The sequence below is a fragment of the Vibrio sp. TAP-3B genome (genome assembly GCF_057784735.1).
Genome location: NZ_CM173495.1, coordinates 2,102,040 through 2,127,307 on the forward strand (window position 1 = coordinate 2,102,040; position 25,268 = coordinate 2,127,307).

The following is a 25,268-nucleotide window of genomic DNA, read 5'->3' on the forward strand; positions in this document are numbered from 1 at the left end:
TCTGAGTATAGAAAAATGGGACGCTACGCGTCCCATTTTTTATGTATTAACCCGCGAAGATTATTCCGCCATGTAATTTTCTGGCATATCAATACGAGCAACGCCAGATTCTACCGCTGCTTGAGCTACCGCTTTTGCTACTCGTGGGAGCAAGCGAGAGTCCATAGGCTTAGGAATGATGTAGTCTGAGCCAAACTCAAGCTTTTCAACCCCTGCCGCTTTAAGTACTGCTTCTGGTACCGGTTCTTTCGCCAGATGACGAATCGCTTCAACAGCGGCAAGTTTCATTTCATCATTAATTTCGCTTGCTCGAATATCAAGAGCACCACGGAATATGAATGGGAAACACAGCACGTTATTTACTTGGTTCGGATAATCACTACGTCCAGTTCCCATAATTAAATCATCACGAACCTCATGCGCAAGCTCAGGCTTAATTTCAGGCTCAGGGTTAGAACATGCAAATACAATCGGCTTGTCAGCCATTAATTTCAATGCTTCAGGTGAAAGTAGGTTCGGACCGGATACCCCAAGGAAAAGATCAGCCCCTTCTATGACATCTTCCAACGTACGCTTATCAGTGTTATTCGCGAACAACTGCTTGTATTCGTTTATGTCATCACGACGAGTATGAATCACGCCTTTACGATCTAGCATATAAATCTTTTCACGCATTGCACCACATTTGATCAGCAGTTCCATACATGCAACGGCCGCAGCCCCAGCGCCAAGACAAACGATCGTAGCGTCTTCTAGCTTTTTGCCTTGAAGCTCAATAGCATTCAGCATACCTGCCGCGGTTACAATTGCAGTACCGTGTTGGTCATCATGGAATACTGGCACATCACAACGCTCAATCAGGCGCTTTTCAATTTCAAAACAGTCTGGAGCCTTAATGTCCTCAAGATTGATACCACCAAATGTGTCTGCAATGTTTGCAACGGTATCCACGAATTCGTCAATGGTACGGTGCTTCACTTCAATATCAATCGAATCAAGGCCAGCAAATCGCTTAAATAATAGCGCCTTACCTTCCATCACAGGCTTAGATGCCAGTGGGCCAAGGTTACCTAAACCAAGGATAGCGGTGCCGTTAGAAATCACTGCAACCATATTGCCTTTGCCAGTGTATTTGTACGCATTGTCAGGATTTTGCGCAATTTCACGCACTGGTTCAGCAACACCAGGACTGTAAGCAAGCGCAAGATCGCCTGCTGTTTCAGCCGGTTTTGTCAGTTCGACAGCAATTTTTCCTGGGATTGGATAAGCATGGTAATCAAGGGCTTTTTGGCGGTGTTCTTCTTCTGGAGTGACTGCTTGGCGATTGTCTTCAGACATGGACGTTTCTCTTTGTTATTTTTAGGTAAGGGGGCATAAATTCTATCGAATAGAGCTTAATCTTCATAGGCAAGATCACGGGGAATATCCTTAAAGATCCGATAATAAAAGAGATTAGACCAAGTAATTACATTAAGCACCTGATTTTCTAGTCAGGCGCTCTTTCTCACACTAGAAAGTTGTACAACACAGATTACTCTTCATCTACGTACTGGGCTTGTAAGTAATTTTCAATGCCTGACATTTCAATCAAGCCAAGTTGAGTCTCTAACCAATCCACATGTTCTTCTTCGTCTTCGAGAATATCTTGGAATAGATCACGAGAGACATAGTCTCGAATGTCTTCAGCATAGGCAATCGCATCTTTCAAATCTGGGATCGCGGCCATCTCAAGCTTCAGGTCACACTCAATCATTTCTTTGGCGTCTTCACCGACCATTAACTTACCGAGATCTTGCAAATTTGGTAAGCCTTCTAGAAACAAAATCCGTTCAATCAGATGATCTGCGTGCTTCATTTCATCTATCGATTCGTGATATTCCTTATCGGCTAAGTGTTTCAACCCCCAGTCTTTATACATACGAGCATGAAGAAAGTACTGATTGATAGCGACTAGCTCGTTCCCGAGCACTTTGTTGAGATGCTGAATGATGATTGGATCGCCTTTCATGACAAAACCTCCTTTTGGCTTCATTTAAATGTAGAAGTAAATGAGAAGGTGTCAAAAGGCTCAGCGAATTATCACTGTTGTATAGCCACAGTCATTATCATTAGCTTGCTTGCTGTAATTTAAGTCCCGTATAACGAGTTTCAGTTTCCGCTAAAATGTCTTTAGCTTGTCTGATGCATTTACCACACTGGCTACCCAGTGCCGTACACTGCTTAATTCCTCGAATATCCGTTACGCCCTCATCTATCGCCAACTTCTTGATTTTCTTGTCAGAGACCCCATGGCAAAGACAAACGTACATAATTAAACCTGTAAAATGAACTGATGACAGTCAATATAAACAAGAATAATTATTATTACCAGTCGCATTTTGTTAATTTTAAGAACAGTTCGTTATATTGATTTGCAAATAACGGTAAAAGATCAAACCGTTAGAAATAGAGACAGGAAAATAGATATGGAATAGAAATTAAGATTTTGTTTTATTTACAATAAATATAAAAATTTTTGTAATAATTCTTATAACTGAATGAAATTTTAGATATTAAAAAGGGAAGCCTAAGCTTCCCTTCTCTGATGCGCTTTCTTCAAAAAAGAAGAATAGTGCAAGATTTTGTTTAATTCGTTAAGAATTAGTCAAAGATCTTAGCAACAACACCAGCACCTACTGTACGGCCACCTTCACGGATCGCGAAACGTAGACCTTCGTCCATTGCGATTGGTGCGATTAGCTCAACAGTCATTTGTACGTTGTCACCAGGCATTACCATTTCTACGCCTTCTGGTAGCTGGATGTCACCAGTTACGTCAGTTGTACGGAAGTAGAACTGTGGACGGTAGCCTTTGAAGAATGGAGTGTGACGACCACCTTCATCTTTAGACAGTACGTATACTTCTGATTCGAACTTAGTGTGTGGGGTGATTGAACCAGGCTTAGCCAGTACTTGACCACGCTCTACGTCGTCACGCTTAGTACCACGTAGAAGTGCACCAACGTTTTCACCAGCACGGCCTTCGTCTAGAAGCTTACGGAACATCTCTACACCAGTACATGTTGTAGTCGTTGTTTCCTTGATACCTACGATAGCAACTTCGTCACCAACTCTTAGGATACCACGCTCAATACGACCTGTTACTACTGTACCACGACCTTGAATTGAGAATACGTCTTCGATAGGCATTAGGAATGGCTGATCTACTGCACGCTCTGGCTCTGGGATGTAAGAGTCTAGTGCTTCAGCTAGTTCAACGATTTTCGCTTCCCACTGCTCTTCGCCGTTTAGTGCGCCTAGTGCAGAACCTTGGATAACTGGTAAGTCATCACCTGGGAAATCGTACTCAGATAGAAGTTCACGAACTTCCATTTCTACTAGCTCTAGTAGCTCTTCATCATCAACCATGTCACATTTGTTCATGAATACGATGATGTATGGGATACCAACCTGACGGCCTAGTAGGATGTGCTCACGAGTTTGTGGCATTGGGCCATCTGTCGCAGCAACAACTAGGATACCACCGTCCATCTGTGCAGCACCGGTGATCATGTTTTTAACGTAGTCAGCGTGTCCTGGACAGTCAACGTGTGCGTAGTGACGAGTTGGAGTGTCGTACTCAACGTGAGACGTTGCGATAGTGATACCGCGCTCACGCTCTTCTGGAGCGTTATCGATAGAAGCAAAGTCTTTTGCAACACCGCCGTACACTTTAGCTAGAGTAGTACAGATTGCAGCAGTTAGAGTTGTTTTACCGTGGTCAACGTGGCCGATAGTACCAACGTTAACGTGCGGTTTCGTACGTTCAAATTTTTCTTTAGACACGATCGTGTTCCTTCCTAGTTATGATTCGCCGTGATCATTATTGATCGACGACGCGCCAGAAATTGTTATTTTATGCGCCAACGTCGGTTAGCGCAATATTTGGACTGCCTGATCTCACAAAAAGTCGTAAACTTTTTGTAGTTCAATCGTCAATTAGTAACCACGCTCAGCAATGAGTGCTTCCGCAAAGTTCTTAGGCACTTCAGCGTACTCATGGAATTCCATTGAGTACGACGCTCGCCCTTGAGTTGCAGAACGTAGGTCAGTTGCGTAACCAAACATCTGAGATAGCGGTACTTGAGCACGGATGATCTTAAGACCAGCCACACCTTCGTCCATTCCTTCGATGATACCACGACGACGGTTTAGGTCACCAACAACATCACCCATCCAATCTTCCGGAGTGGTTACTTCGACATTCATCATCGGCTCTAGAATCACAGGTTGTGCTTCTAGCGCACCTTTCTTAAATGCCATCGAGCCAGCGATCTTAAACGCTATCTCGCTTGAGTCTACATCGTGGTAAGAACCATCAAATAGTGTAGCTTTAATATCTAGCACAGGATAACCCGCTAGCACACCACTATTCATTTGCTCTTCGATACCTTTCGCTACCGAACTGATGAATTCCTTAGGAACAGCACCACCCACGATTTCGTCTACGAATACGAAACCTTCGCCAGGTTCTGAAGGCTCAAGTTTGATCCACACATGACCGTATTGACCACGACCACCTGATTGACGAACAAATTTACCTTCCACTTCCGCTTTACCACGAATGGTTTCACGGTAAGCCACCTGAGGTTTACCAACGTTACAATCAACGCTGAATTCACGCTTCATACGATCAACGATAATGTCTAGGTGAAGTTCACCCATACCAGAGATCAGAGTTTGACCTGATTCGTCGTCCGTTTCCACGCGAAATGATGGATCTTCCGCAGCCAGCTTACCTAGCGCGATAGCCATTTTTTCTTGGTCAGCCTTAGAACGAGGCTCTACAGCGATCTGAATAACCGGCTCAGGAAACTCCATGCGCTCTAGAATCACTTTGTGGTTCTGATCGCACAGTGTGTCGCCTGTTGTCACGTCTTTCAGACCGATAGCAGCAGCGATATCACCAGCGCAAACTTCTTTTACTTCTTCACGCTTATTCGCATGCATCTGAACGATACGACCAAAACGCTCTTTCTTGCCTTTTACCGAGTTGTAGACAGCATCACCTGAGTTTACAACACCTGAGTAAACACGCATGAAAGTCAGCGTCCCCACAAATGGGTCTGTCGCGATCTTAAACGCTAGCGCAGAGAAAGGTTCATTGTCGTCCGCATGACGTTCAACTTCATTCTCTCTATCATCGACACCTTTAATGGCAGGCACTTCGATTGGCGATGGCAAGAATTCAATCACAGCGTCTAGTACCGCTTGAACACCTTTATTCTTAAACGCACTACCACAAGTAGCCAGTACGATTTCGTTGTTTAGTGTACGAGTACGTAGAGCTTGCTTGATCTCAGCTTCAGTTAGCTCACCTTCTTCAAGGTACTTGTCCATCAGCTCTTCGCTAGCTTCAGCAGCGGATTCAACCATATGGCTGCGCCACTCTTCAGCAAGCTCGATCATGTCAGCTGGGATGTCTTCGTAAGTAAACGAAGTGCCTTGATCGGCTTCATTCCAGTTGAGCATTTTCATCTTGATAAGGTCGATGACACCTCTGAACTCATCTTCTGCACCAACGTTCAGTTGGATTGGAACAGGGTTCGCACCAAGACGATTTTTAATTTGGTCCACAACGCGTAGGAAGTCTGCCCCCGCACGGTCCATCTTGTTTACAAATACCAAACGTGGAACGTGGTATTTGTCTGCTTGACGCCATACAGTTTCAGACTGAGGTTCAACACCAGATGAGCCACAGAACACAACCACAGCACCGTCAAGTACACGAAGAGAACGCTCTACTTCGATAGTAAAGTCAACGTGTCCAGGGGTATCAATGATGTTTACTCGATGCTCAGGGAACTGTGCTTCCATACCACGCCAGAATGTAGTAGTCGCAGCGGATGTGATAGTAATACCACGTTCCTGCTCCTGCTCCATCCAGTCCATGGTTGCTGCACCATCGTGAACTTCGCCGATTTTGTGAGAAAGGCCAGTGTAGAACAGAATACGCTCAGTTGTGGTTGTTTTTCCTGCATCTACGTGAGCACAGATACCGATGTTACGGTAGCGCTCAATAGGAGTTTTACGAGCCACAATTGTATCCTCTTACTAAGGTGTACCTTAGAGTATAGAAAAGTGCTGCGAGAGAACCTCGCAGCACAGAAGGTATTACCAGCGGTAATGAGCGAATGCTTTGTTCGCATCTGCCATACGGTGAACGTCTTCACGTTTCTTAACAGCAGTACCTTTATTCTCAGACGCATCTAGCATTTCAGCAGCTAGGCGTTGAGCCATAGATTTTTCACCACGCTTGCGCGCAGCTTCAACCAACCAACGCATAGCAAGTGCGTTACGGCGAACCGGACGTACTTCTACAGGAACTTGGTAAGTCGAACCACCAACACGGCGAGATTTAACCTCTACCGCAGGGCGTACGTTTTCAAGAGCTTCTTCAAATACAGCTAAGTGGTCTTTACCAGACTTTTCAGCCATAGTATCTAGCGCAGTATAAACAATTTTCTCTGCAGTAGATTTTTTACCGTCAACCATTAGGATGTTAACGAATTTTGCCAGCAATTCAGATTTGAATTTTGGATCTGGAAGGATCTTACGCTGACCAATGACGCGACGACGTGGCATGGATTTTCTCCGTTGTCTTCTTCAGGTTTTATCCAAAACTTTTCAGTTTTTTCAAAAAATTAAAAATAATTTAGTGTTTGGCCTTACTTAACGGAATCCATTAAGACTTAGGACGCTTCACACCGTACTTAGAACGACCTTGTTTACGGTCATTTACGCCTGCACAGTCAAGTGCACCGCGAACAGTGTGGTAACGCACACCTGGAAGGTCTTTAACACGACCACCACGGATTAGAACAACTGAGTGCTCTTGAAGGTTGTGACCTTCACCGCCGATGTACGAAGTTACTTCGAAACCGTTTGTTAAACGAACACGACAAACTTTACGAAGTGCTGAGTTAGGTTTTTTAGGTGTAGTAGTGTAAACACGAGTACATACACCACGTTTTTGTGGGCACGCTTCTAGTGCAGGCACGTTGCTTTTAACAACTTGCTTTGCACGAGGCTTACGTACCAACTGGTTAATAGTTGCCATTAACTAGCTCCTGAATTTACTTGAAAGTAAGCTTTGTGAAAAATCTATCCCCAACTGCCATTGCAGTTAGGGACGCAAAATTCTATGCAGCAGTGAGAGGTGTGTCAAGGAATATACGAATCTTTTTTGTTCAATTAGGACAATTCATCCGTAAAGCTTTGTCGACAGGAATTATCTTTCAATCCCAAGTTGAGGATTTATCTTGCTTTGCTGTCAATTCAACAAAACCTAGGTAGTTCACTACTGAGATGGAAGGGCTGATACGATTGGCCATACCTCGAGCGTGTATATCGCTCTCTAAAGCAAATACACTCGAACTTTTCAATTGACTAAATGCTCGATGTTGCGAATTGGCTGCGTATACGGCGTCTTCGATCAGTAAGATATCGTCATGAACGCTGCATACCAGTATAGCATCTTCTAAGCCTGAAACGGTTTTAATAATGTGTAACATGGCTTCCTCAAAATAACAGTAGCTTGCCAGCTTGTTGTAATTTTTCTTTGATTTGCTGAATGCTAAGTGGTTGCGCATCAATCACAAGATCGGCTTGAGCTAAACCTCGTTCGACAAGCGAGTCGGCACAAACAAAGACTTGCTCGATGTCATAAAGGTCAAATAACTTTAGCATTGGTGCATAATCTTTACTTAATATCATACTGGGGTCTTGACCTAACAAGAGTTGGTACACCCCATCACCAAAGAAAATAACACTGATGTCTTCACTGTACGCTGACGCAGCAAGTAATGCATCGACACCTTCGCGTCCAGACGTTCGCCCATGAGGTGCACTACGAAATAAATAAGTTAACTGACTCAAAACTGCACCACTCTGTCTTGGGTGAGCATCGCTTCGGCTAAACTTCCCAAACCGGCTTGTTCAAAACCTTCAGCAAGGTTGTTTTGCACTAAACCATGTTGGTTCGCTTCTTCTTCACTCACAATGCCACGACGCAACGCGGCCGCCACGCAAGTCTCTAACCGCACTTGATTTGCTTTGGCGAGTGTTTGCCACGCTTTATTGAGATCAAATTCATCATTAGCTGGCACACTCAAAGCGGTACCATTAGTCACACCGTCTTGATAAAAGAACACGCTGACCAGTGTGTGGCCTTGCTCAATCAATGCTTGCGCGAACTGGTAGGCACTTCGCGCAGCTTGACTGCCATATACTGGGCCATTCACCACTAACGTGTAAGTTAGCCCACTCACTTTTCGTCATCCTCGGTTTTTCGCTGACGGATATATAAGTAAACGGTATGCTTAGAGATATTCAGACGATCGGCAACACGGTTAATCGCGTCTTTAATATCAAAGATACCTTTATCGTACAGTTCCATAACAATTTGACGGTTCTTCGTGTTGTTCGACACAGATTTGTCAGCATTGATTTCTTCAATCGTGCGCTCAACGGTTTGATCCACCAGCTCTTCTACATCACTTGCAAAGTTCACTGACGAAGCGGCTTCTTTGGCTTCTTGTGTCGGCATGAAAGATTGAAGCACTTGGGAGAAGGATGCATCAAGGTTGACGTTGATACACAATAAGCCAATCACTCGGTTTTCACCATTACGAATAGCAACGGTGATCGATTTCATAAATACGCCACCTTTCGCACGTGTAAAGTACGAGCGAGAGAAATTACGCTCAGAGCCTTCTATGTCTTTGAGCATTTTGAGCGCTAAATCAGTGATTGGAGAACCAACCTGACGACCGGTATTTTCCCCGTTAGCTATCTTGATTGCAGAAGTGTTTAAGTCTTCTAGGGAGTGGAGAACGATCTCACAAAACGGACCTATCAGGCTCGCAATACCATCTACGACCGCCTCATACGATCTTAAAATGATGTTGTCGTGCTCAGTAAACGGCATCACGTTAACGGATTCCATTTCGAGCAACATCTCCGCGTTTATTGTTTCTGTAGTTGTCATAAGCCTTCGTGCGAAAAATCAACAAATTTATGTAAGTTTATCAGAAAATTTGAAACGCAACCTAGCAAACTCACCAACTAGTGACCTAAAACAAAAAAGGCCCGTTAAACGGACCTTTTTCAATGACTTAACGCTATTTCTTACTGTTCAGCTTTGTCGTTGTCTACTTTTAGCAGTTCAACTTCAAATACCAGTGTTGAGTTAGCTGGGATACTTGGCGTGTCTTGATCACCGTATGCTAGCTCGGGTGGAATAACAAATTTGAACTTAGAGCCGACTGGCATTAACTGAACACCTTCGGTCCAGCCCGGGATTACACGATTTAGTGGGAACGTTGCTGGCTCTCCACGATCGTAAGAACTATCGAACTGAGTTCCGTCGATGAGCGTACCTTGGTAATGCACTTGCACCGTATCAGTGTCTTTTGGTTTCTCACCTTCAGCCGGCGTAATGACGTGGTAAAGGAGACCTGAATCAGTCTTCACGACACCGTCTTGCTTCTCGAATTCAGCGCGGAAATCATCGCCTGCTTGCTTCGCTTCTGCTGCTTTCTCCGCCACTTGAGCTTGCATCTTCTCTGCAACACGCTTATCTAGCGATTCTAGTGCCGCTCGTGTTTCTTCTTCGTTTAGCTCTGCATTGCCTTGGAATACATCTTCAATGCCTTTAAGAACAAGATCTTTATTGAGATCGATACCAATTTCGCTCGGTTTTTCGATGCTCGTGCTTAAGTAGTTCGCGAATGAAACGCCGATTGCGTATGCCGCTTTATCGTCGTCGGTTTTAAAGTGAACCGCTTTGCCGGTTTCTGCTTGAACTTGCTCTGCTTGAGGTGCGGCTTCTGTTTCTTCTTTCTGACAACCTACCGCTAGCATGACTGTTGCAGCAAGTAGCGACACTTTTAAAACTGATTTCATTAAATTCTCCCAATAATGGCTTCGCCATTGGTTGTTGTGCACAAATCTTCTATGAGACTAGTGAAGACAATCGTTATACCAATATACTAGCTATATGTCTCAAGACACAAACCGGATTATTAGACGTGATACAAAGAATCTCTCATTTATTCCTATATTTAGTTGTCATCACCACGTTAAATGGTTGCTTTTTTACCGAGCGTGAAGTGCAACGCTGGCCTATTGAGCCACAAGGCGCGACCAGCTTTGCACTCAGTCGAGATGGACGATTCGCCTTGCTCTACTCTCAACAACACCACTTGGTGTTGTGGGATCTTGAGCACAATAAGCAATTAGCCAAACTGGGTGAGTTAGATGCCGACGCCAATGTGGTGTCCCATGTCCGTATTTCAGACAACGGCCGCTATGCGGTAACCGCGAGTCAAATGAACTTCGCGGTATGGGATCTAGGCTGGACACAAGCCAAAGGTCTTTGGTCCATTTCCGATGCTTTAATCCGCGACGTTGCTATCACCAGTAGTGGTGAACAAGTGCTGCTCGGGCTATCAAACGGTAAAGCCATTTACGTCAACTTAGTCAGCGGGCGACGCTTGGAGTTCCTTGCGCACCGTGAAAAAGTCAACTCCGTTGCGATATCGCCCAATGGTCGTTTTGCCCTCACTGGTGGCAATGACTACAAGGCATACCTTTGGGATACCGAGTCCGGGCAAATATTGCGAACCTTTGAACATGAACAAAGAGTGGTTCGCGTTGCCCTTCAGCGTGATGGTCAACTTGCTATGACGTCTGATGGGGGTAACCAAGCGGTAGTGTGGAACTTGGAAAGCGGAGAAGCCGTCACTCAACTAAATAGTTGGTCGCGTCAACTGATTTTCTCAACCGCGCGGTTTTCGGACGACGGCTCTCAGCTTGTTACTGGAGCGCCATCCGGCCGGGTGTCAGTGTGGGATACCCAAACAGGAGAACGGCTCAACAGATTTGAAGTTGAGCCTAAAAAAGATACTCGCCCTCCTCGCGCCGTCGTGTATGATGCAGCCTTTGATTCAAAACAACGTGTAATTACTGCTACTTCAGCAGGCATTGCCCAAGCTTGGCAGTTAGAGAACGGATCATGACAGAAAAACTTATTCAGCAATTGGAAGCGCGCATCAATGACTTAGAGTGTCAAGCCGCGTTCCAAGAACAAACGATTGAAGATCTGAACGAAGCACTCTCTCAACAGCAACTGTTGATTGCCAAGATGCAGGATCAGATGAAGTACATGGTGGGTAAAGTGAAAAATATGGATTCGTCGGACATGGCCGATCCAACAACAGAGCCGCCACCACCACATTACTAATCGATGTACGAAACATAAATAAAACCCAGAACGCGTTCTGGGTTTTATTGTATTGAATCCGTCGAAAGGGCTGGACTACTCATCTGCGAAAATTTGTACGCTCAACTCGCCTTGAGCGTTGATACCCGCTCGATACATGCCTGAACTATTCATCGCAAAGTGCAGTTCACCTTGCGCGTCAATTGCGATTAAACCACCTTCGCCGCCCATTTCTTTTAACTCCCCTTGAATGACATGCTCACAAGCGGTGCGGACGTCTTCTTTCAAGTAACGCATGCGCGCGGCGACGTCTTCTGCGACACGTTTACGGATAAAAAACTCACCGACCCCTGTGGTCGAAACCGCGACGACGCCATTTTCGGCCACCGTGCCGCAACCTATCAATGCAGAATCGCCCACTCGCCCATATTTCTTATTCGTTACGCCACCTGTGCTGGTTGCGGCGGCTAAGTTACCTTGTTGATCCAGCGCTACCGCTCCGACGGTGCCATGTTTCCGGTTATCTGGATAGTGAGATTCCGATAGTGCAAACCGTCCTTTCTCTCGCATCGAAAGCAGTTGCTCATAACGTCGGTCAGTAAAAAAGTAATCCTGCTCGGTATACTCATGCCCTTGTTCAAAGGCAAACTTCTCTGCGCCCTCACCCACCAACAATACGTGATTGCTGTTTCGCATCACGTCACGAGCAAGTTCAATTGGATTCTTGATATGACGAACGCCAGCAATCGCACCTGCGGCTTGGTTTCTACCATCCATCACAGAGGCGTCCATTTCTACCATCTCGTTATGTGTCAGCACAGAGCCTTTACCCGCATTAAAGTTAGGCGAGTCTTCCAACATTTTTACCGCCGCGACAACGGCATCAAGCGCTTCCCCCCCTTGTTTGAGGATTTGGTGACCAGCACGTACTGCTGACTCTAAGTCGGTCAAAATTGAGTGCTGTAATGACTCACTCACCTGCTCACGCAAGATCGTTCCAGCGCCACCATGAATGGCGATAGAGAAAGGTTTATTCATAAAACTTGGCCCAATGACTGTCTCTTCCCCTAATCACACCTCAGATAAACAAAAAGCGCAAGTTGATAACCAACTTGCGCTTTTCAATTCAGTAACTAGATAATGTTATCTAGCGAATCACTGCGAACGAATTAGTGAGAACCACAGCTACCGCCGCCACAGCAGCCTTCGTCATCATGCTTGTGATCATGGTCGTGCCCACAAGACTCTTCACCTTGATGGATATGACCGTGCTCGATCTCTTCTGCTGTTGCTTCACGCGTTGACATCACTTCGACTTCGAACGTCAAAGTTTGGCCAGCTAGCATATGGTTACCGTCAACAACCACTTCGCTGCCGTCGACTTCAGTCACTTCTACAGGGATCGGACCTTGGTCAGTATCGGCTAAGAAACGCATACCAACTTCGATTTCGTCAACGCCTTGGAATACGTCTGCAGGAACGCGCTGTACTAGAGCCTCACTGTGTTCACCATAAGCTTCTTCAGGAGCTACCGTTACTGAGAACTTGTCGCCAGCCACTTTACCTTCAAGTTCTTTTTCAAGACCCGTGATTAAGTTGTTGTTACCGTGAAGGTAATCTAAAGGCGCATCAGCTGTTGATTGATCGACAACAACACCGTCTTCCAACATTACTTTGTATGCAAGGCTTGCAACAACGTTCTTTTCAATTTTCATACTAACTCCAGGGAGATTAATTGACTTAACCTGAGTGGGGTTAAGTACTAAGACAACAGGGTGTATTATGGGGATGAATTATCGAAGTTCAATTATTCCGGCTTAAAAATTCCGATCATTTCCTGTTTTGAGTGTTTATTTTTCTCTACAGATTGTGGCTTACGTTGCTCTGTAAATTCACACTCCACACATTCGACTAACTCAATGCTGTTCTCGATCCACCAGCGTAATGTATCTTGCTGACTGCACTTTGGGCAGCTCGCGCCGGCAATAAAACGTTTCTTGATTTTCACGCTATTTCCTTAGCTTGAGTCTGGGCTCAAGTTTTACTTCCAATGATTAGGTGACTGTTGGTCGCTCTCCATCTCACGACCAAAAATTTCTTCTAACTCTTTACGAGCCTCTTTTGCTCTTTGGGCTAACTTCTGATCTTCATTGTGTTGAGGCAATAAATCTTTAAGCATAGCATTATCAAGCTTACGAAAATGTGCTTCTGCCCGCTTAGCTTGATAGGGGTGCATACCAAGCTCGACAAGCGCTTGGCGACCAAGGTCTAATGCGCCTAAGAACGTCTCACGCGAGTAGTTCTCCACATCATGACTCATCAATTGATACGCTTCCACCCGACTTCTCGCACGGGCGAGCAGTTTAAGATTCGGGAAATACGAGCGGCAAATATCAACGATCGCCATGACTTCATCAGGTGAGTCAGTACAAATCACCAAGGCTTCGGCTTTATCTGCGCCCGCAGCACGCAACAAGTCAATTTGAGTGGCATCGCCATAAAACACCTTGTAGCCATATTTGCGCAATAAATGAATTTGGCTGGCATCGCTTTCCAAGATCGTCACCTTGATTTTGTTGGCGTACATCAAGCGGCCAACGATCTGACCAAAGCGGCCGAAACCAGCGATGATCACCCGTGGGCTGCGATCAACAACATGCCGAGTGGTGTTCTCTTCCTCCAGATTCAGCGTACGAGCGAACCACTTCTTTTGCCCCATGAGCAATAGCGGCGTGGTCACCATCGACAAGCTCACCACCACCAACAGAAACGCGACCTGCTCTTTAGCGAGAATGCCTTCTTGACTGGCGGCGGTGAAAATGACAAACGCAAACTCACCACCTTGGCTTAAAATCGCAGCCATACGGCTACGCGCTTTTTCCTGAACGCGGGCAGCTCGCGCCAGCGCATAGAGAACCAATCCTTTAACCACCACCAAAGCCACTACAGCGCCCAAGATTTCTAAAGGGTGTAATGCCAACAAACCCAGATTTACCGCCATGCCAACCGCGATGAAGAACAACCCCAACAACAAGCCCTTAAACGGCTCGATGGCAATTTCCAATTCATGTCGATATTCACTCTCAGCCAGTAGAACGCCGGCTAAGAAAGTCCCTAGAGCCATTGAAAGCCCAAGCTTTTGCATCACGACTGAAATCCCAAGCACGACCAACAGTGCTGCGACGGTAAAGAGCTCACGAACGCCGCTCATCACAACAAAACGAAATAGTGGGCGCAATAAGAAGTGGCCGCCGATCAACAGTGCCACCACACTGCCTAATACCGTAAAGACATCAAACCAATTCCCCCCACTTTGTCCGCCTGCAAGCAGCGGTAGCATCGCTAGCATGGGGATCACGGCGACGTCTTGGAAAAGCAACACGGCAAACCCCGACTGACCCGTTTCGGTGCCGTTCAAACCTTGCTCTTCAATTACTTTGAGCGCAATCGCGGTCGACGACAGCGCCAGCCCCATGCCGATCACTAAGCTCACCTGCGTACTCCCCCCAAACAAACTTACAACACTGCCAATCACCGCAGTCGTGACCACGACCTGCGCTCCTCCTAAGCCTAAAATGGGGCCTCGCATCTGCCAGAGTTTTTTTGGGTTTAACTCTAAACCTATTAAAAACAGCAATAACACAACCCCGAGCTCAGCAAAGTGCAAAATTGCATCGACGTCGCTGATTAATCCTAAGCCCCAAGGTCCAATCAAAACGCCAGCCAGTAGGTAGCCCAACACCGAGCCCAGCCCAAGTCGCTGGGCAATAGGCACCGCAATTACGGCTGCCGCGAGGAAGACGACACTGCTTTGGAGAAATTCACTGGTTATCGCCATACTGACCTCCTTGGTCTGTTGCTTCCCAGTCTTTAAAAGGATTATTTAGCCATTGACGGTATTGCTCGGCATGCTCATAACGCTCTATATCAGATATATTTCTCGACCAGTACAGCACCAACGGTTCTATCCAGTACATTTGACACAAGGCTGCGGTCAGCTCAAACGGTTGCAGAATTTGCTCTAACGGGTATTTGTTGTACCCCTTCGCGCTAAAGGCCTCTTCTTTCCCTCCCGTTGTAATCACACTGCGCCAGTATTTTCCCTCTAGTGCCGAACCTCCGCCAAAAGCAAAACCTTTGCCCAGCACTCGGTCCAACCACTCTTTTAACAGGGCTGGGCATGAATACATATAAAGCGGGTGATGGAACACAATCACATCATGCGTTAACAACAGTGCATGTTCGTGGTTCACATCAATAAAGAAATCGGGATAAGCACCGTAAAGATCATGCACGGTGACATGATCAAGCGACTGAGCTTTTTTAATCATCACTTGATTAGCAATCGAGTTATGCGGCTCTGGATGAGCATAAATGACCAGAACTCTTGGGAGAATAGACGGTACAACAGCCAAATGGTCGTCCTTGTGGTTATTTTTATCCGTTATCAAATTGTTATACTTTTTTGTACAGCATAATGCAATTAAAGCGAATCAATCGACTTTTCCGGCCAATACCCCTACTATTCACCGCTAGATATATACCCAAGTGGCTTTTCAAAACGATTGAAACCACTTCGCTATGTAACCAAGCAACGCGCACTGCGCAAAGTGAATGAAAACTTTATGATTACCTTCTCTGACATCCAGTTACTGCGTGGCGGTAAACCCCTTTTAGATCAAGCTTCTGCCACCATCCATCCCGGCGACAAAGTCGGCCTTGTGGGCAAAAACGGCTGTGGTAAATCGACCCTTTTTGCGTTGCTAAAAGACGAACTGTCGATTGATGCAGGTTCATTTAGCCAACCACAACATTGGGAACTGGCATGGGTCGCGCAAGAAACGCCAGCCCTAGAGCGCAGCGCATTGGAATACGTCATTGATGGTGACCGCGAATATCGCGGTCTTGAAAAGCAGCTCGCCGATGCGGAAACACAAGACAACGGTACACTGGTCGCCGAGATTCACGGCAAGATTGAAACCATCGGTGGCTACAGCATTCGCGCTCGCGCAGCAGAATTGTTAGATGGTTTGGGCTTCAGCCAAGAGCAAATGAGCTGGAGCTTGACTCAGTTCTCCGGTGGTTGGCGTATGCGCCTTAACTTAGCTCAAGCACTATTATGTCGTTCTGACTTATTGCTACTCGACGAACCAACCAACCACTTGGATTTAGATGCGGTAATGTGGCTAGAACGCTGGCTGCAAAACTACCCGGGAACCCTACTCCTGATCTCGCACGACCGCGACTTCCTTGATCCCATCGTGGGACGCATCATCCATATCGAAAACCAACAGTTGAACGAATATACGGGCAACTACTCATCTTTTGAAAACCAGCGCGCGCAAAAAATGATGCTGCAACAAGCGATGTATGAGAAGCAACAGAAACAAATGTCGCACATGCAAAGTTACATCGATCGTTTCCGCTACAAAGCATCAAAAGCTCGTCAAGCGCAAAGTCGTATTAAAGCGTTGGAGCGTATGGAAAAAGCATTACCGGCACAATTTGATAATCCATTTAGCTTCCAGTTCCGTACCCCAGCGGCATTACCCAATCCAATCATGATGATGGATGAAGTATCGGCAGGTTACGATGACAACCTGATCTTAGAGAAGATCCGCTTGAACTTGGTGCCAGGCAGCCGTATTGGCTTGCTTGGTCGTAACGGCGCGGGTAAATCGACCCTGATCAAACTGCTTTCTGGCGAACTCAGAGCCCAAGGCGGGGATCTCACCTACTCTCAAGGTGTGAAGATTGGTTACTTTGCTCAGCATCAGCTAGAGACGCTGCACCCAGAAGAAACCCCATTGCAACACATGATGCAGATCGCTTCTGATCAAACCGAACAACAACTGCGGGACTACTTGGGTAGCTTTGGCTTTCAAGGAGAAAAAGCCCTAGAAAAAGTGGCGCCGTTCTCTGGTGGTGAAAAAGCCCGTTTGGTATTAGCGTTGATTGTTTGGCAAAAACCAAACCTATTACTGCTCGATGAACCGACCAACCACTTGGATTTGGACATGCGTCAGGCACTGACCTTAGCACTGCAAACCTTCGAAGGGGCAATGGTCATTGTATCGCACGATCGTTACCTGCTGCGTGCAACCACGGATGATTTATACTTGGTGCATGATCGTCAAGTCGCCCCATTTGATGGGGATTTGGCCGACTACTATAAGTGGCTGACTGAGCAACAAAAAGCGGAGCGCAAAGAAGCACAAGCCGCACAGCCCGCCAAAGATAGCGCCAACAGCGCGGCAGCGAAAAAAGAGCAAAAACGTCGCGATGCAGAATTTCGTACACAGACCGCGCCAATTCGCAAAAGGCTGACACAATTAGAAAAGAAAATGGATAAGTTAGGTGCTGCACTGGCCGAAGCTGAACAACAATTGGCGGATAACTCACTGTATGAAGCCGAAAATAAAGCTAAACTTAACCAAGTGCTGGCTCTTCAAGCTTCTAGTAAGGCAGAGCTCGAAGAAATTGAAATGGAATGGATGTCGGCTCAAGAAGAGTTAGAGCAGATGGAGTTAGAGTTTAATCAATGAGTAATCAACACGCTGAATACACACTCACCCTAGAACACCTTTGGCAGTTCAGTCTGCAATTTTATGGGGTGCGAGAAGTGAAAGAAGCGTGTTTATCATTACAGAACAATTATCACGGCAACGTGAACCTACTCCTGCTGCTCAGATGGCTCGATGAGCAGCAACTGATTTTCCAAGAAAAAGACTGGCCTCTAGTACAAAGCTGTCTGGGTCGAAGCGAAACTTTACTGCACTCTTTTCGCGACTTACGCCGCCATCTTAAGTCGCAAGTCAATGATGCTTTATATCGTGAAACCTTGCAGTTTGAACTGCAACTAGAAAAGCAGCAACAAGCGGATTTGGTGGACTGCATTAACTCACTTGCACTACTCAAAAATGATGGCGACCCACTCACGCTGAGATACTGTCGTCAACTTGGTGGTGAGCATTTGCAGCCAGCCTTTGCTATGCCGGTGCCAAACATTCACCCACCAAAACGCCCATAAATCTGTAGAATACCTATAATCTTTATAAAGGATTATATTAATAAGTTCTTCAACTGACACCGAAGGACCGCATAAGAGCAGTTAGGTATGACACAATTTTTCGCCGCCGCCGGGATCAAAAACCCGCATCTTCAAACGCTTTTACCACGTTTTATTCGCAAAAAAGCGTTATTTACGCCGATTTGGCAAACCCTCGATACAGCCGATGGCGACTTTCTCGATCTAGCATGGAGCGAGGACCCAAGCCAAGAACCTGCGCAAAAACAGCCGATTTTTGTGTTGTTTCATGGACTAGAAGGCTGCTTCTATAGCCCTTACGCCAATGGTCTAATGAATGCGTTTGCTCAATCTGGTTGGCTGTCGGTGATGATGCATTTTCGTGGTTGTAGCGGCAAGCCAAACAAGAAAGCTCGCGCCTATCATTCCGGTGAAGTGACTGACGCCCGCTACTTCTTAGAGCATCTTGAGCAACGATTTCCTGATAACCCCAAAATCGCGGTTGGTATTTCCCTCGGCGGGAACATGTTAGTAAATTACCTTGCGCAATATCGAGACGACCCGATTGTCACAGCCGCCACAATCGTCTCTGCACCGCTGGATTTGGCGGCATGTGCTAATCGCATCGAACAAGGTTTTTCGAAGGTCTATCGTCGTTATTTATTATCCTCGCTCAAGCGCAATGCGTTGCAAAAACACGCTTTGCTACATGGTGAATTGGCTTTGTCCTACAACTCAATAAAACGTGTCACACGATTGTATGAATTCGATGATTTGATCACGGCACCATTGCACGGTTTTAAAGACGCACAAGATTATTACGACCAATGTTCAGGCTTGAGCAAGTTACAACAGATCACGCTGCCAACCTTAATCATTCACGCCAAAGACGACCCGTTCATGACGGATGAGGTTATCCCTAAATTTATTCTGCCTGACAATATCGATTATCGCTTATTTGACCATGGTGGCCACGTCGGCTTTCTGTCTGGCTCCGTTTTAAAACCTAAATTTTGGCTAGAAGAAGCACTGCCGGCATACTACGAAAGTATTGCTACAGACTTTATGGCTCACACTATAAAAAAGAACGTTTCTACTGCGACACAACAGAGCGCGGTATAGAATAGAACTAAATCATAAAAAGTATGAGGTATTGATGATCATCCCTTGGCAAGACATCGCGCCTGAGACATTGGAAAATATCATTCGTGAGTTCGTTCTGCGCGAAGGGACGGACTACGGGACCGTCGAGGTTTCTTTACAAGACAAACTCGAACAAGTAAAACATCAACTGGCACAAGGTGAAGCCGTCATTGTCTTCTCTGAACTGCATGAAACTGTAGATATTCAGCTCAAAGCAAAATCATAGCCCCTTCACATTTTACCGTCCCCCACTCAATGACAAGCCGTTGTGACGTGTTATAGTGGGTTATCGACCGTGCAGTAACGCCCTACTGCACTTTACAGGTAAGTAATTTTCGACAAGGTTTGTCATGTCAGCAAAACACCCAATCATAGCGGTTACTGGTTCGTCCGGTGCCGGCACGACCACTACATCTGAAGCCTTCCGTAAGATGTTCAATATGATGAACGTCAAACCCGCATGGGTTGAAGGTGACAGCTTCCACCGCTTTACTCGCCCCGAAATGGATATCGAGATCCGCAAAGCGCGCGAGCAAGGTCGACACATCAGCTATTTTGGCCCTCAAGCCAATGACTTTCCAGGTTTGGAGGCGTTCTTTCGTAAATACGGCAATGCGGGCACAGGAAGCGTACGCCGCTACCTACACACATTTGATGAAGCCGTCCCGTATAACCAGATGCCGGGGACATTTACCCCCTGGCAAGATCTGCCGGAAAACAGCGATGTGCTGTTTTACGAAGGCCTGCATGGTGGCGTGGTGGATGGTGAGGTAAACGTATCGCAACACGTTGATTTTTTGATTGGCATGGTGCCGATCGTGAACTTGGAATGGATCCAAAAATTTGTCCGCGATACTCGAGAGCGCGGTCACTCACGAGAAGCGGTTACGGACTCCATCGTGCGTTCGATGGACGATTATCTCAACTACATTACGCCACAGTTTTCACGTACCCATATCAACTTTCAGCGAGTGCCAACGGTCGATACCTCTAACCCACTTAACGCCAAAGGCATTCCAAGTTTAGATGAAAGTTTTGTCGTGATTCGCTTACGCGGGATTAAGAAAGTCGACTTCCCGTATCTGCTGGCTATGATTGATGGCTCATTTATGTCACGCCATAACACTATCGTGGTTCCAGGCGGTAAAATGAGCTTTGCTATGGAGCTCATCGTAAGACCGATTCTCCAACAGCTAATAGAAACAGGAAAAATTGGTTAAAAACGTAGCAGGCTAGACTTTACTTTTCACACCGTGATCATGTGCACACTTTTGCTTACAAAATCTCAATCATGACACGATTAAAATCAAGAAATCGTTTTCGAAAAAGGATACTATTTCTTACCGAAACACAAGATAGCTTGCAGCATATAAAAAGTGCTCTTATTCTAGTAAACCTAATTCAGGCTTAGCTAAAATATGGATAGCGCAAGCGTACCCTGCAGAGGAAGTGAGATATTATGGTTCTAGGTAAACCTCAAACCGACCCAACATTAGAGTGGTTTCTTTCACACTGTCATATTCATAAGTACCCATCAAAAAGCACGCTGATTCACGCGGGCGAAAAAGCAGAAACGTTGTACTACATCGTTAAAGGTTCTGTTGCGGTTCTTATCAAAGACGAAGAAGGTAAGGAAATGATTCTTTCCTACCTAAACCAAGGAGACTTTATTGGTGAACTTGGTCTATTCGAGGAAGACCAAGAGCGCACAGCTTGGGTTCGTGCTAAATCTCCTTGTGAAGTTGCTGAAATTTCTTTTAAGAAATTCCGTCAGCTTATCCAAGTAAACCCAGACATCCTAATGCGTCTTTCTGCGCAGATGGCTCGTCGTCTTCAAGTGACTAGCCAAAAAGTGGGTGACCTAGCGTTCCTAGACGTAACTGGTCGTATCGCTCAGACGCTTCTGAACCTTGCAAAACAACCAGACGCAATGACTCACCCAGACGGCATGCAAATCAAGATCACTCGTCAAGAAATCGGTCAAATCGTTGGCTGTTCTCGTGAGACAGTAGGTCGTATCTTGAAGATGCTAGAAGAGCAGAACCTAATCTCTGCGCACGGTAAAACTATCGTGGTTTACGGTACTCGTTAATCTCAAACCAGAGTGACGCGAACAAAATTATAAAAGCCACCAATGGCGACATTGGTGGCTTTTTATTTGTCTTGTAACCACATTAAGCTCAGAGCAACAAAAGACTAATGAGCAAGTTGGTTAGCCGAAAGGTTAACCCTAAAAGTTAGCCATTCGTACTTTCAAAGATTTTGTCCGCTGAAGCCGCCACAAAACCTGGGTACAGCTCACCGTTTTCCATCGGGTAGCGCTTAGCAAACTCGTAAAAGCCACCAGGGATAATTTCAGTGCCTTCGCTAAAGCGAACCGCCACTTTATCCGCCATGGTCGATGATTGTTCTAGCAGCACCTCAGGAGTGCCCTTCACTTCCCCGCCGTTTTCATTAATGGTAAATCCGGCCGTACGTAAGTGATCGTTTACTTGCTTCACTTCTTCGTATTCATTGAGCTGGTTAACGCTCACCGTGAAGTGGTTTGCGCCGTAACCATGCGCCGCCAACCAAGATGCGTACTCACTTTCTTTAGCCAACGTTTGGTAGTCAGCAAAGCTTAAATCCCACAAGCGTCCACCATGTAAGAATGCGCTATCGTTCAGCTTGTCTGCATCGACTTGTGCCACCAGCTTTTTCACTATCTCTTGCAGCTCAGCTGAACATTCTTCTACTTTCAGTTCACTAATAAACACTTTGGGTTGCTTAGGTTCTGGATGCTCGTAATGCTTTGCGACTAATTTTTTACTTTCAAAAACGTAGTCACCACATGCCTGGTAGCCAATGGCTACAAATGGTTTAGCTAAGGTTTCGATACCAAGAGGCGCAATATTGAAGGTACGTAAAGCTATATGATCATTAATCAGAGGCTCATCTTCTTGAAGCAGCTGATGTACTTTCGCAGCAGAAGGGCAAAGACGTTGAATGTAATCTTGCCATAGCGATTCAAATAACACATCGGGCGTCATAACGACTCCTTGTTACGAGATGTAGAGTTAAAAGGTAAGCGGAAGTTGACTGCTCGTTCACAACGAAAAGTTGTCCAGAATAATGAACGAACAGCCATCAACCTGTGACGGTAAATGCCAGTCAGTCAACACGCTTTTCCGAGTCTTTGCTCACTTTCCGTGTTCTGCCAACGATCACTACAACCCATACCTAAATGATTCGCCGGCAAGGTGAGCCGCAATACATGGTTGCGACTCTGTTATTAAAACTTATAGCGCCACACCTGGGCTTAATGTTGCAGGCAAGATAGTCTCTTGACCTTCCATTGATGCCATCGGGTACGCACAGTAGTCTGCTGCGTAATAAGCGCTTGGACGTAGGTTACCTGATGCACCAGGGCCACCAAATGGCGCATCACCACTTGCACCTGTGAGCTGGCGGTTACGGTTCACGATCCCTGCACGAATATGGTCAACGAAGTATTCCCATTCTTGGTCGTCAGTTGAAACTAAACCAGCAGAGAGACCAAAGCGCGTGTCGTTCGCCAGTGCTACGGCTTTTTCTAGCCCTTCGTAACGCACCACTTGCAGAAGTGGACCGAAGTACTCTTCATCTGGCAGGTCAGCAATGTTCGTTACATCAATAATGCCCGGAGAAACAAACGCCGCCTCTCCTGCTTTAGCTTCAATCAAGCTTTCACCACCAAGTGATTGTAGCTTCGCTTGTGCATCGAGAATGAACTTGGCTGCGGCAACGGAAATTTGCGGTCCCATAAATGGCGCAGGCTCTGCAAATGGCTGGTCTACGCAAATATTCTTCGTCGCTTCAACCAGTTTCGTGATGAGCGCATCACCTTTCTCACCCAGTGGCACGTACAAACGACGAGCACACGTACAACGTTGACCAGCACTGATAAACGCTGATTGGATGATGGTATAAACCGTGGCATCCAAATCACCGTATTTATCAGAGATCACCATCGGGTTATTACCACCCATTTCTAGTGCTAACATCTTGTCTGGTTGACCCGCAAATTGACGGTGCAATACATGCCCCGTGTTCGCGCTGCCCGTGAACAGTACGCCATCAATGCCTTTCGCATCAGCAAGCGCAATACCGGTTTCTTTCGCACCTTGGACAAGGTTGATCACGCCTTTCGGCAGACCTGCTTCTTCCCAAAGTTTCATAGCTAACTCGCCAGTCCAAGGCGTTTGCTCGGATGGCTTGAACACAACGGTGTTACCCGCTAGTAGCGCAGGCACAATGTGACCATTTGGTAGGTGACCAGGGAAGTTATATGGGCCAAATACTGCCATCACGCCCAGTGGGCGATGACGCAACACAATTTGGTTGCCCGCCGCTTCACGGCTCGCTTCACCGGTGCGGTCATGGTAAGCACGAATAGAGATGGCAATTTTACCTGCCATTGCCGCTGCTTCAGTGCGCGTTTCCCAAATTGGCTTACCAGTTTCTTTGGCAATGACTTCGGCGATTTTTTCGCTGTTCTCTTTTACTTTCTCAGCAAAAGCCAACACGATCGCCTCACGCTCTGCAAATGAACGTTTCTTCCAATCCATGAAGGCTTCGCGAGCCGCCGCCACGGCTTGGTTCACTTGCTCAGCCGTGGCGCTTTTTCCTTGCCAAATCACTGCTTGGTTGTACGGCGACAAAGAGGTAAATTTTTCACCCTGACCTTGTACCCATTCACCTGCAATCCAATGTGTCATTGTTTCTATCCTTACATTCTGTCGTCTGTTACTGCGGAAGAAGGCGTACAATATCCCCTTCCTCAACCAAAAGCGCCGCTGCGACTTCTGGCGCGATCATCACGTTTTGCGTTTCAGCGTCATACGCCGCTTTGGTGACTACCGCACGGAAGTTTTCGAACGATGAGTTACACATCAAAAAATCTTGCGTGCTGTTATGCGGCGTAATCTTCACTTGCGCGCGGAACGAATGACGAACCGACTCCACATTTCGCAAATCACATTCTACGGTTGGGCCAGCGTCAAAAATGTCGACATATCCACGGTTGGTAAAGCCTTCGCGCTCTAACAACGTCAACGCAGGACGCGTGTTATCGTGTACCTTACCAATCACCGCTTGTGCTTCAGGGCTCAATAGATTGATGTAGATAGGCAATTTTGGCATTAAGTCGGCGATAAAGCCTTTTTTACCAATACCGGTTAGATAATCGGCAAGCGTGAAATCGATCGAGAAGAAGTGCTCTTGCAGCCATTGCCAGAACGGCGAATTACCTTCGTCGTCTGAAACGCCACGCATTTCGGCAAAAATGGTTTCGGAGAAACGCTCTGGGTGCTCAGCCATCATTAAGAAACGGCACTTTGACATCAGTCGTCCGTTAAGACCTTGGCGGAATTTCTCACGCAAGAACAAGGTACAAATTTCGCTGTTACCCGTGTAGTTATTACCAAAAGTAAGCAGTTTGACGACATTATTGACGCCAAGTTTTGGCGACGAGTGCACTACTTTGCTGATGTGATAAGAATAAAAAGGCACATCCCAGCCGATCGATGCTTCGATTCCGGTGGTCCCCGCAACTTCCCCTGAGTCAAAATCAAAGCCGACCATCAGGTAGCCTTCATCCCCCGGTTCTGCCACATCTGGTTTACCAAAGCTGTACTCTGAGTGTTTGATTCGATTGGTTAACAATTCTTCGTTAACCGGTAAAGATGTAAACCCGTGACCAGACTCTACCGCACAGTTATGCAGCGAGTCATAATCCGACATCGCGATAGGGCGAACTACTAGCATCAATACTCCCTCCAGATGCAAGAAGATCCTAACTATATTGTAGGAACAATT

Annotated in this window: 28 protein-coding genes; 8 read left to right on the forward strand and 20 right to left on the reverse strand. The window is 46.3% G+C overall.

Going from position 1 to position 25,268, the window contains the following annotated elements; all coding sequences use genetic code 11:
* Window positions 1-60 precede the first annotated feature (60 nt).
* The 12 genes from AC3D28_RS09895 to fkpA form a co-directional block, all read right to left on the reverse strand.
* The gene (locus tag AC3D28_RS09895; protein ID WP_488534660.1) at window positions 61-1,338 is read right to left on the reverse strand and encodes a malic enzyme-like NAD(P)-binding protein; all 1,278 of its coding nucleotides are present in this window, start codon (window positions 1,336-1,338) and stop codon (window positions 61-63) included.
* Between the two features lie 193 nt (window positions 1,339-1,531).
* The gene (gene bfr / locus AC3D28_RS09900) at window positions 1,532-2,008 is read right to left on the reverse strand and encodes a bacterioferritin (protein ID WP_098414632.1); all 477 of its coding nucleotides are present in this window, start codon (window positions 2,006-2,008) and stop codon (window positions 1,532-1,534) included.
* 100 nt (window positions 2,009-2,108) lie between these two features.
* A complete protein-coding gene (locus tag AC3D28_RS09905) occupies window positions 2,109-2,309 on the reverse strand; it encodes a (2Fe-2S)-binding protein (RefSeq protein WP_098414631.1) in 201 nt (66 codons plus the stop codon).
* A 331-nt stretch (window positions 2,310-2,640) separates the two neighbouring features.
* A complete protein-coding gene (gene tuf / locus AC3D28_RS09910) occupies window positions 2,641-3,825 on the reverse strand; it encodes an elongation factor Tu (RefSeq protein WP_098413512.1) in 1,185 nt (394 codons plus the stop codon).
* A 153-nt stretch (window positions 3,826-3,978) separates the two neighbouring features.
* Window positions 3,979-6,078 carry an elongation factor G gene (gene fusA / locus AC3D28_RS09915; RefSeq protein ID WP_098414630.1) on the reverse strand — a complete coding sequence of 700 codons (2,100 nt, stop codon included), beginning with the start codon at window positions 6,076-6,078 and terminating at the stop codon, window positions 3,979-3,981.
* 75 nt (window positions 6,079-6,153) lie between these two features.
* Entirely contained in the window at window positions 6,154-6,624 is a 471-nt protein-coding gene (gene rpsG / locus AC3D28_RS09920; RefSeq protein WP_045957025.1) for a 30S ribosomal protein S7, read from the reverse strand.
* Between the two features lie 100 nt (window positions 6,625-6,724).
* Entirely contained in the window at window positions 6,725-7,099 is a 375-nt protein-coding gene (gene rpsL / locus AC3D28_RS09925) for a 30S ribosomal protein S12 (protein ID WP_004399892.1), read from the reverse strand.
* Between the two features lie 178 nt (window positions 7,100-7,277).
* On the reverse strand, window positions 7,278-7,553 hold the full coding sequence (tusB, locus tag AC3D28_RS09930) for a sulfurtransferase complex subunit TusB (protein ID WP_098414629.1): 276 nt from the start codon (window positions 7,551-7,553) through the stop codon (window positions 7,278-7,280).
* A gap of 7 nt (window positions 7,554-7,560) precedes the next feature.
* A complete protein-coding gene (gene tusC / locus AC3D28_RS09935; protein ID WP_488534661.1) occupies window positions 7,561-7,917 on the reverse strand; it encodes a sulfurtransferase complex subunit TusC in 357 nt (118 codons plus the stop codon).
* Window positions 7,914-8,309 carry a sulfurtransferase complex subunit TusD gene (tusD, locus tag AC3D28_RS09940; RefSeq protein ID WP_098414627.1) on the reverse strand — a complete coding sequence of 132 codons (396 nt, stop codon included), beginning with the start codon at window positions 8,307-8,309 and terminating at the stop codon, window positions 7,914-7,916. The genes tusC and tusD overlap by 4 nt, the downstream gene beginning before the upstream one ends.
* Window positions 8,306-9,028, reverse strand: coding sequence for a helix-turn-helix transcriptional regulator (locus AC3D28_RS09945; RefSeq protein WP_098414626.1), 723 nt, complete (start codon window positions 9,026-9,028; stop codon window positions 8,306-8,308). The genes tusD and AC3D28_RS09945 overlap by 4 nt, the downstream gene beginning before the upstream one ends.
* A gap of 140 nt (window positions 9,029-9,168) precedes the next feature.
* Window positions 9,169-9,945, reverse strand: a complete 777-nt coding sequence (gene fkpA / locus AC3D28_RS09950) for an FKBP-type peptidyl-prolyl cis-trans isomerase (protein WP_098414625.1) — start codon at window positions 9,943-9,945, stop codon at window positions 9,169-9,171.
* 128 nt (window positions 9,946-10,073) lie between these two features.
* Here fkpA and AC3D28_RS09955 point away from each other — a divergent pair, with 128 nt between their 5' ends.
* On the forward strand, window positions 10,074-11,060 hold the full coding sequence (locus AC3D28_RS09955) for a WD40 repeat domain-containing protein (protein ID WP_488536079.1): 987 nt from the start codon (window positions 10,074-10,076) through the stop codon (window positions 11,058-11,060).
* Window positions 11,057-11,284, forward strand: coding sequence for a SlyX family protein (locus AC3D28_RS09960; protein ID WP_098414624.1), 228 nt, complete (start codon window positions 11,057-11,059; stop codon window positions 11,282-11,284). The genes AC3D28_RS09955 and AC3D28_RS09960 overlap by 4 nt, the downstream gene beginning before the upstream one ends.
* Window positions 11,285-11,359: 75 nt before the next feature.
* On the opposite strand, the gene AC3D28_RS09965 is transcribed toward AC3D28_RS09960, so the two are convergent.
* From AC3D28_RS09965 to kefG, 5 genes are all read right to left on the reverse strand, one after another.
* Window positions 11,360-12,301: an isoaspartyl peptidase/L-asparaginase family protein gene (locus tag AC3D28_RS09965; RefSeq protein WP_488534662.1), complete on the reverse strand. Its 942-nt coding sequence runs from the start codon at window positions 12,299-12,301 to the stop codon at window positions 11,360-11,362.
* A gap of 131 nt (window positions 12,302-12,432) precedes the next feature.
* Window positions 12,433-12,978: a peptidylprolyl isomerase gene (slyD, locus tag AC3D28_RS09970; protein WP_488534663.1), complete on the reverse strand. Its 546-nt coding sequence runs from the start codon at window positions 12,976-12,978 to the stop codon at window positions 12,433-12,435.
* Between the two features lie 92 nt (window positions 12,979-13,070).
* Window positions 13,071-13,271, reverse strand: a complete 201-nt coding sequence (locus AC3D28_RS09975; protein WP_098414621.1) for a YheV family putative zinc ribbon protein — start codon at window positions 13,269-13,271, stop codon at window positions 13,071-13,073.
* A 33-nt stretch (window positions 13,272-13,304) separates the two neighbouring features.
* Window positions 13,305-15,101, reverse strand: a complete 1,797-nt coding sequence (kefB, locus tag AC3D28_RS09980; RefSeq protein ID WP_488534664.1) for a glutathione-regulated potassium-efflux system protein KefB — start codon at window positions 15,099-15,101, stop codon at window positions 13,305-13,307.
* Entirely contained in the window at window positions 15,085-15,678 is a 594-nt protein-coding gene (gene kefG, locus AC3D28_RS09985) for a glutathione-regulated potassium-efflux system ancillary protein KefG (RefSeq protein ID WP_098414619.1), read from the reverse strand. Before kefG ends, kefB begins: the two co-directional genes overlap by 17 nt.
* A gap of 210 nt (window positions 15,679-15,888) precedes the next feature.
* On the opposite strand from kefG, the gene AC3D28_RS09990 reads away from it, so the two are divergent.
* The 6 genes from AC3D28_RS09990 to crp all read left to right on the forward strand — a co-directional run bounded on the left by AC3D28_RS09990 (window position 15,889) and on the right by crp (window position 21,525).
* Window positions 15,889-17,808, forward strand: coding sequence for an ABC transporter ATP-binding protein (locus AC3D28_RS09990; protein WP_488534665.1), 1,920 nt, complete (start codon window positions 15,889-15,891; stop codon window positions 17,806-17,808).
* Window positions 17,805-18,293, forward strand: coding sequence for a TIGR02444 family protein (locus AC3D28_RS09995; RefSeq protein ID WP_098414617.1), 489 nt, complete (start codon window positions 17,805-17,807; stop codon window positions 18,291-18,293). Before AC3D28_RS09990 ends, AC3D28_RS09995 begins: the two co-directional genes overlap by 4 nt.
* Window positions 18,294-18,380: 87 nt before the next feature.
* On the forward strand, window positions 18,381-19,412 hold the full coding sequence (locus tag AC3D28_RS10000) for a hydrolase (RefSeq protein WP_488534666.1): 1,032 nt from the start codon (window positions 18,381-18,383) through the stop codon (window positions 19,410-19,412).
* Window positions 19,413-19,446: 34 nt separating this feature from the next.
* Entirely contained in the window at window positions 19,447-19,659 is a 213-nt protein-coding gene (locus AC3D28_RS10005) for a YheU family protein (RefSeq protein WP_098414615.1), read from the forward strand.
* 124 nt (window positions 19,660-19,783) lie between these two features.
* Window positions 19,784-20,653 (forward strand): phosphoribulokinase, encoded by an 870-nt coding sequence (locus AC3D28_RS10010; RefSeq protein ID WP_098414614.1) that lies wholly within the window; start codon window positions 19,784-19,786, stop codon window positions 20,651-20,653.
* 239 nt (window positions 20,654-20,892) lie between these two features.
* Window positions 20,893-21,525, forward strand: a complete 633-nt coding sequence (crp, locus tag AC3D28_RS10015) for a cAMP-activated global transcriptional regulator CRP (RefSeq protein ID WP_005381432.1) — start codon at window positions 20,893-20,895, stop codon at window positions 21,523-21,525.
* A gap of 145 nt (window positions 21,526-21,670) precedes the next feature.
* On the opposite strand, the gene AC3D28_RS10020 is transcribed toward crp, so the two are convergent.
* From AC3D28_RS10020 to astA, 3 genes are all read right to left on the reverse strand, one after another.
* Window positions 21,671-22,462, reverse strand: a complete 792-nt coding sequence (locus AC3D28_RS10020) for a 2-oxoadipate dioxygenase/decarboxylase family protein (protein WP_488534667.1) — start codon at window positions 22,460-22,462, stop codon at window positions 21,671-21,673.
* A gap of 249 nt (window positions 22,463-22,711) precedes the next feature.
* Window positions 22,712-24,169 carry a succinylglutamate-semialdehyde dehydrogenase gene (astD, locus tag AC3D28_RS10025; protein WP_488534668.1) on the reverse strand — a complete coding sequence of 486 codons (1,458 nt, stop codon included), beginning with the start codon at window positions 24,167-24,169 and terminating at the stop codon, window positions 22,712-22,714.
* Window positions 24,170-24,197: 28 nt separating this feature from the next.
* Window positions 24,198-25,217 (reverse strand): arginine N-succinyltransferase, encoded by a 1,020-nt coding sequence (astA, locus tag AC3D28_RS10030; protein ID WP_488534669.1) that lies wholly within the window; start codon window positions 25,215-25,217, stop codon window positions 24,198-24,200.
* Between the last annotated feature and the right edge of the window lie 51 nt (window positions 25,218-25,268).